Annotated in this window: 7 protein-coding genes; 5 read left to right on the forward strand and 2 right to left on the reverse strand. The window is 73.5% G+C overall.

What is annotated here, in order from left to right; all coding sequences use genetic code 11:
* The first annotated feature begins 216 nt into the window (after window positions 1-216).
* The 4 genes from ACFWE1_RS05150 (at window position 217) to ACFWE1_RS05165 (ending at window position 4,244) form a co-directional block, all read left to right on the forward strand.
* Window positions 217-1,563, forward strand: coding sequence for an ABC transporter substrate-binding protein (locus ACFWE1_RS05150; protein WP_376932417.1), 1,347 nt, complete (start codon window positions 217-219; stop codon window positions 1,561-1,563).
* Between the two features lie 59 nt (window positions 1,564-1,622).
* A complete protein-coding gene (locus tag ACFWE1_RS05155; RefSeq protein ID WP_376932418.1) occupies window positions 1,623-2,585 on the forward strand; it encodes a carbohydrate ABC transporter permease in 963 nt (320 codons plus the stop codon).
* The gene (locus ACFWE1_RS05160; RefSeq protein WP_376932419.1) at window positions 2,582-3,412 is read left to right on the forward strand and encodes a carbohydrate ABC transporter permease; all 831 of its coding nucleotides are present in this window, start codon (window positions 2,582-2,584) and stop codon (window positions 3,410-3,412) included. Before ACFWE1_RS05155 ends, ACFWE1_RS05160 begins: the two co-directional genes overlap by 4 nt.
* 82 nt (window positions 3,413-3,494) lie before the next feature.
* Window positions 3,495-4,244 (forward strand): GntR family transcriptional regulator, encoded by a 750-nt coding sequence (locus ACFWE1_RS05165; RefSeq protein WP_285463052.1) that lies wholly within the window; start codon window positions 3,495-3,497, stop codon window positions 4,242-4,244.
* Here ACFWE1_RS05165 and ACFWE1_RS05170 read toward each other — a convergent pair.
* Window positions 4,189-5,220, reverse strand: coding sequence for a helix-turn-helix transcriptional regulator (locus ACFWE1_RS05170; protein ID WP_376932420.1), 1,032 nt, complete (start codon window positions 5,218-5,220; stop codon window positions 4,189-4,191). The genes ACFWE1_RS05165 and ACFWE1_RS05170 overlap by 56 nt on opposite strands.
* 103 nt (window positions 5,221-5,323) lie before the next feature.
* Between ACFWE1_RS05170 and ACFWE1_RS05175 the strand changes: the two genes are divergently transcribed.
* On the forward strand, window positions 5,324-5,779 hold the full coding sequence (locus ACFWE1_RS05175) for a VOC family protein (protein WP_376932421.1): 456 nt from the start codon (window positions 5,324-5,326) through the stop codon (window positions 5,777-5,779).
* 46 nt (window positions 5,780-5,825) lie between these two features.
* Here ACFWE1_RS05175 and ACFWE1_RS05180 read toward each other — a convergent pair whose 3' ends face one another.
* Window positions 5,826-6,800: a TIGR03557 family F420-dependent LLM class oxidoreductase gene (locus tag ACFWE1_RS05180; RefSeq protein WP_376932422.1), complete on the reverse strand. Its 975-nt coding sequence runs from the start codon at window positions 6,798-6,800 to the stop codon at window positions 5,826-5,828.
* Window positions 6,801-6,978: the final 178 nt, after the last annotated feature.

Consider the following 6,978-nt stretch of genomic DNA (forward strand, 5'->3'; position numbering starts at 1 on the left):
GAACTTTGTCTTGACAAAGTAACATGAATTGCGGATGGTTGGATCAGCGAACTGACCACTGGTCCTGAAACTGGACTAATTGGTCTCATCATGACACGATGACGACGTCCGCGGTGCCGAAGGCGACAGCCCGAGACGCACGGGCGTTCCCCCGATTCGGCAGCGATGCCGACCACCCCGCGAGCGACATCGCTGCCGCTCCGGAAAGGACCACTCATGCCCACCCGTCGAATGCGTCTCACCGGTGCCGCCGCCGCGGTCACCGCACTCGCCCTGGGGCTCGCCGCGTGCAGCGCGCCCGGCGGCTCGCGCACCGAGCCCGCCGCCCCCGTCGAGGAGATCACCGCCCCCGTCACCCCGGAACAGGTCGCCGAACTCGGCGAGGTCACGCTCAGCGTCTGGGCCGACCAGGGCGAGCAGGACTTCATGGACCAGCTCGTGCCCGCCTACGAGGCGGAGTTCCCGAACGTCACCGTCGACATCCAGTTCAAGAGCTTCAACGACCTCACCGCGACGGTCCTGAACGCGATGAACTCCGCCGACGCCCCCGACGTCGCCCAGGGCAACCAGGGCTGGGCCACCGACGGCGCGCTCGTGAAGGCGGGCCTCATCCGCCCGCTCGACGACGTCGCCGACGCCTACGACTACCGCGACGCCGCGGGCGACGCCATCACCCAGCTGCAGTGGTCCGAGGACGGCGCAGCCTTCGGCGAGGGCGCCGTCTACGGCATGTCGCCCGACAATCAGATGGTCGGCCTGTTCTCCAACCGCGAGAAGCTCGCCGCGCTCGGCCTCGGCACCCCGACGACCCTCGACGAGCTCGAGGCGGCCTTCGCCGCCGCCAAGGCCGCCGGCCAGACGCCGCTCGTGCTCGGCAACGCCGACAAGGCGTCCGCGATGCAGACCTTCTCGATCCTGCAGGGCGCGCTCACCCCGGCGGCCGACACCCGCGCGTGGATCACCGGCGCGAAGGACGCCGACTTCGCCGTCGACTCCAACCGCGAGGCGCTCGACCGCTTCGCCGAGTGGGTCGCGAAGGGCTACGTCTCGGCCGGCTACGACGGCACCAGCCCCGACGACGCGGCGGCGGCGTTCGCCTCCGGCGAGGGCGTCTTCTTCATCGGCGGCAACTGGTACGCCGGCGCGATCTCCGACGGCTCCGCCTTCGACTTCACCCCCGGCCTCTCCGACGGCGACTACGCCTCCAGCGGCTCCTTCGGCATGCCGTGGCACGTGAGCTCGAAGTCGGACGCGACGCTCGCGGCGATCGCCTTCGTCGGCATGGTGAACTCCCCCGAGTCCGCCGAACTCCTCGCCGGCACCCACCGCGTGCCGATCCAGCCGGTCGAGGCCGCCGGCGACGACGCGATGTTCGCGGCGCTGCTCGACGCCTCCGCCGCCCAGCTCGACGGTGCGGGCCCGCTCTACTGGTACGACTGGGCGACCGACACGATGTTCGACACGTTCACGGGCGGCCTGCAGGAGGTGCTCGCCGGACGCGAGAGCGCCGACGCGCTGCTCGAGCGCGTGCAGTCCGACTGGGTCGACTTCCACACCGACTGACCGCGACCGGGGGCGGGCCGATCGCGGCCCGCCCCCGGCATCCACCCGGAGACTCCTCGATGACGACCCTCTCGCCCCCGCGCCCGGGCCCGGCCCGGGCCACCGGCAGCGCCCCGCGCCGCCGACCGCTCCTCCGCCGCTACGACTGGGACGCGTACCTCTACCTCGTCCCCGCCTTCGCGTTCTACCTCGTCTTCCTCGTGCGTCCCGTCGTGGAGTCGATCTGGATCGCGCTGTTCGACTGGGACGGCATCACCGCGAGCGAATGGGTCGGCTTCGACAACTTCGCCGAGGTGCTCGCCGACCCGCAGATCTGGCAGGCGACACTGCACTCCCTCGTGTTCGTGGTGTTCTACGCGCTCCTGCCGACGGCGCTCGCCCTCGTCTTCGTCGGGGCGATCGCCCGCATCCGGGTGCGCGGCCTCGCCGCCTTCCGCGCGCTACTGTTCGTGCCCTACATCCTCTCGACCGTCGTCGTCGCGATCTCCTGGCGCTGGATCTTCGCCGAGACCGGGCCGCTGAACACCGCGCTGCGCGCGATCGGCCTCGACGGGCTCACCCGCACCTGGCTCGGCGACTTCACCACGGCGCTGCCGTCGGTCGGCATCATCGGCACCTGGGTGATGTTCGGCCTCGCCTTCGCGCTGTTCGTGAGCGGCCTGCAGAACATCCCCGCCGAGCAGTTCGAGGCCGCCCGCCTCGACGGCGCCGGCCCCGTGCGCGAGTTCTTCGCGGTCACCCTCCCCGCGCTCCGCGGCGAGATCCAGGTCGCGCTCGTGCTGATGATCACCGCGGCGCTGCGCAACTTCGACATCGTCTGGAACACCACCGCCGGCGGCCCGGGCACCTCGACCACGGTGCCCTCCTACTTCATCTACCGCGAGGCCTTCGTCACCCACCAGGTCGGCCGGGCCTCGGCGATCGCCGTCGTGCTGACGCTGCTCATCTTCGCCATCGTCGGCGCGGTGATGTGGCTCACCCACGACCGCGACGCCGCCGCACCCCGAGGAGGGACCCGATGAGGATCCGCCGCTCAGAGCAGTTCCTGGGGCACCTGCTGCTCGTCGTCGGGGCGCTGCTCGCCCTGCTCCCCTTCCTCTCGATCGTGCTGCTCGCGCTCACCCCCTCGGGCGAGCGCACGGGCGGGGGCGGCCTGCCGTCGAGCCTCACGCTCGAGAACTTCGCGACGGCGTGGACGCGGGGCGGCTTCGGCCAGGCCCTCTGGTCCTCGCTCGTCGTCGCCGTGGCGGTCGTGCTCGGGGCGAGCCTCGTCTCGGTGCTCGCCGGCTACGCGTTCTCCACCATGCGGTTCCCGGGCCGCTTCCTGCTGCTCGGCATCCTGCTCGTCGGCCTCGTGATGCCCTACGAGGGCATCATCGTGCCGCTCTACTACTTGCTCGAGGGCATGGGGCTGCTCAACACGTACTGGGCGCTCATCCTGCCGCAGATCGCGACCTCGGTCTCGCTCGGGGTGCTGTGGATGCGCACCGCCTACGCCAACGTGCCGCGCTCGCTCGGCGAGGCCGCGTCGATCGACGGGGCCGGCCGCTGGGCGACGCTCTGGCGCGTGTACATGCCGGTCTCCGCGCCCGCGATCGCCACCCTCGGCACGCTCCTCTTCCTGTACACCTGGAACGAGTTCCTGATGGCGCTCGTGCTCGTGCCGCAGAACCCCGACGTGCAGACCGCCCCGCTGGCCCTCTCGTTCTTCGCCGGCAGCACGCGCAACTTCGATCCCTCGGTGACCGCGGCCGCCGCCGTCATCGTCGCGCTGCCGATCCTCGTCGTCTACGCGATCTTCCAGCGCCGCTTCATCACGGGCGTCGTCGCGGGGGCGGTGAAGGAGTGAGCGGAGCGCCCGGCGGCGCGCGCCGGCCCGGCTTGACCGGCGGCCACCCGCTCAGGAGAATCGGGGCGGGGAGGCGGCCACGATGAGCGAACACGCGACCGCGACGGCGGCGCCGCGCCAGCTCGGGCGCACCGCCGCCCGGGCGAGGGACGCGATCCGCGAACTGATCGAGGCGGGCGTCTTCGAGCCGGGGCAGAAGCTGCCCGGCGAGCGCGAGCTCGCCGAACGGGTCTCGGTCAGCCGGGTCGTGCTGCGCGACGCCCTCGCCTCGCTCGAGCGCGACGGCCTGCTGGAGAGCTCCCCCTGGCGCGGCTGGTTCGTCACCGCCCCGCACATGGCGGAGCGGGTCGCCCTGCAGTCGTTCACCGAGATGGCGCTCGCCCGTGGGCTGCGTCCAGGGGCCCGGGTGCACCGCAGCGAGGTGCGCCCCGCGAGCCTCGGCGAGGCGGGCAGTCTCGCCCTCGCCCCGGCCTCCCCCGTGCTCGAGGTGCACCGGGTGCGCACGCTCGACGAGGTGCCGATCTGCTACGACGTGTCGATCATCCCGGCGCAGCGGGCGGTGGGCCTGGAGCCCGAGATGCTCGAGGACGCCTCCCTCTACGGCACGCTCGAGTCGGTGTGCGGGCTGCGCGTGGTGCGCAGCGACTACACGGTGCGCGCCGAGGCCGCCGACGAGGCGATCGCCGCCGCGCTCGGCATCGCCGCGGGGGCCCCGGTGCTCGTCGGTGAGGAGACCGCCTCGGAGCTCTCCGGCACGCCGGTGCTGCTCGGCCGGGTCACCTACCGGCACGACGCGTACGAGTTCCAGGCGACGCTCTACCGGCCGAACTGAGCCTCGCGGCGGCTGCGTCGGCCGCCGCCAGGAGTTCGGGCGGGCCGAGCAGCTCGAACGGCCGCTCGAACTGCAGCAGGCGCGCGAGCACGCCCGCCCACGACCAGGAGCCGAGCGCCAGCCGGCAACGGCCGTCGGCCGCCTCGATGAGCTCTCCCGGTTCCAGCCACGGCGCGAGCTCGGATGCCTCGGCGCGCACCACCGCCTCGCCGATGCAGGGCCAGGCGGGACCGGCCGCGCTGCGGGAGGCAGAGTCGCCGGGCTCCACCGCCCCGCGGAAGCGCGCCGTCACGAAGGCCAGCGCGTCGCCGTGAGGGATGCTCCGCGAGGCGAAGCGCGCCCCGTGCGGCGCGCGCGGCGCCATCCGGTCGAGCCGGTACAGCCGCCAGTCCTCGCGATCGAGTTCGAAGGCGACGAGGTACCAGCGGCCGTCGCGGGCGACGAGCTCGTGCGGCTCGACGCGGCGAGGCGGGCCGCCCTCGGCCTCGGCCTCGGCATCGGCATCGCGCCGGTAGTCGAAGCGCAGCACCCGACGTTCGCGCACCGCCTCGCTGACGGCGAGGATCACCTCGGGGTCCGTGCGCACGGCGCTCGGCTCGTGCGCGAAGCGCACCCCGTCGACGCGGTGCCGGAGCCGCGAGGGCAGCACCTGCCGCACCGTGGCGAGCGCCCGTTCGGCGGCCTCCTCGATCGCCGCGCCGCCGCCCGCGACCGAGCTCAGCGCGATCGCGAGGGCGACCGCCTGCTCGTCGTCGAAGCGCAGCGGCGGCAGCTCCTCCCCCGCGGCGAGCCGGTAGCCGCCGTCGGGGCCCATCGTCGCGGCCACCCGATAGCCGAGCTCGCGCAGCCGCTCGATGTCGCGGCGGATCGTGCGGGTGCTGACCTCGAGCCGGCCGGCGAGCTCGGCGGCCGGCCACTCGCGTCTCGCCTGCAACAGGGAGAGCAGTGCGAGCATGCGCGCCGAGCCATCCGTCATGCCGTCCAGTCTGCGCCAAGTTGCGGACATTCGGTGTCCTCGACTGCGGGAACACTGGGCGCAGGCGGTCGAACCGGGCCGCCCACGACCGAGAGGAACGGCGATGAGCCTGCGCACCACCACCCACCTGAACTTCCGCGACGGCCGCGCCCGCGCGGCGCTCGAGCACTACCACCGCGTCTTCGGCGGCGAGCTCGCGCTCACCAGCTACGGCGAGCTCGGCATGCCCGGCGACGCTCCCGACGCCGAGCGGATCGTGTTCGGCAGCGTCACGAGCGCCGACGGCTTCCGCGTGATGGCCTACGACGTGCCCGGCGACGCCGGGCCGGCGGATGCCTCCCCCGACGCGACCCGGCGCGAGCACGGCGCGACCCTCACCGACCGCCCCTTCTTCCTGTCGCTCCGGGCCGACTCGCTCGCCGAGGCGGAGCGCGCCTGGGCCGGGCTCGCCGAGGGGGCGACCGTCGTCGAGCCGCTCGCGGCCTCGGCGTGGTCGCCGGGCTTCGGCATGCTCGCCGACCGCTTCGGCGTCACCTGGGTGATCGACGTCGCCGGCTGAGCGCCACGCCGGACCGGCCCCGGGCCGCGATCGTCGCGGGCCGGGGTCACCCCGTCGGGTCGAGCGCCCGGAGGCCGGCCCCGAGCTCGCCGGCGAAGGCGTCGAGGAAGCCGTCCGGGTCGGGTCCGACGTTCATCAGCGCGATGCGGTCGAACCCCGCTTCCACGAACGGGCGCACGGCCTCGACGTGCGCCGCGAGCTCGGGACCGCAACTGAGCTTCGCCGCCACATCCTCCCGGCGCACCTGGGCGCTGGCCGCCTCGAAGTTCACCGGGTTCGGCAGCTCGCTCATCACCTTCCACCCGCCGACGCTCCAGCGGGCGGTGCTCCAGGCGGCCTCGACCGCGGCATCCTCCGACTCGGCCCAGGCGAGGGAGGCCTCGCCGTACCGCGGTCCGCTCCCGCCGAGCCGCCGATACTCGGCCGTGAGCTCGCCGTCCGGGTCGACCGCGAACAGCCCGTCGCCGAGCTCCGCGGCGAGCGCGACCGACGCCGGTCCGCTCGCCGCGACGGCGATCTGCGGCGGCACCTCGGGCAGGTCGAAGAGGCGGGCGTCCTCGAGCGAGCAGAAGCGGCCGTCGTAGGAGTGGAAGCCGCCGCTCCACAGCAGGCGGATGATCTCGATGGCCTCGCGGAGCCGCGCATGCCGGCCGGCGACCGCCGGGAACGGTTCGCCCGTGATGTGCTCGTTCAGCCGCTCGCCGGCGCCGACCCCGAGGGTGAAGCGCCCGTCGCTCAACAGCGCCACCGTCGCGGCCGCCTGCGCGACGATCGCCGGATGGTATCGATGGAACGGGCAGGTCACGCCGGTGGCGAGCCCGATCCGCTCGGTGCCCTGCGCGATGGCGCCGAGCACCGACCAGGCGAACGGCGAGTGCCCCTGCACCTCCAGCCAAGGGTGGAAGTGGTCGCTGATCTCGACGAAGTCGAACCCGGCGGCCTCGGCGCGCTGCGCCTGCCGCACGAGTTCGGCCGGGCCGAAGCCTTCGGCGGCGAGCTTGTATCCGATCTGCAGCGTCATGCCCGGCACGGTAGCCGTGGCGCGACCGGCCCGCGACGGGGTTGACGGCGCGCGCCGCGGCCGCCCGCCCGCACGCACGCGACGGCCCCGGGGGGCGAGGGGGGCGGGGGGGGGGAGCGGTTGCGCGTTGTCCGTCGGGGGGGTGGTAAGAGATGGGCGAAGTGTCTCAAGGCGTCGG

It is taken from the genome of Agromyces sp. NPDC060279, assembly GCF_042726785.1.
GTDB lineage: Bacteria > Actinomycetota > Actinomycetes > Actinomycetales > Microbacteriaceae > Agromyces.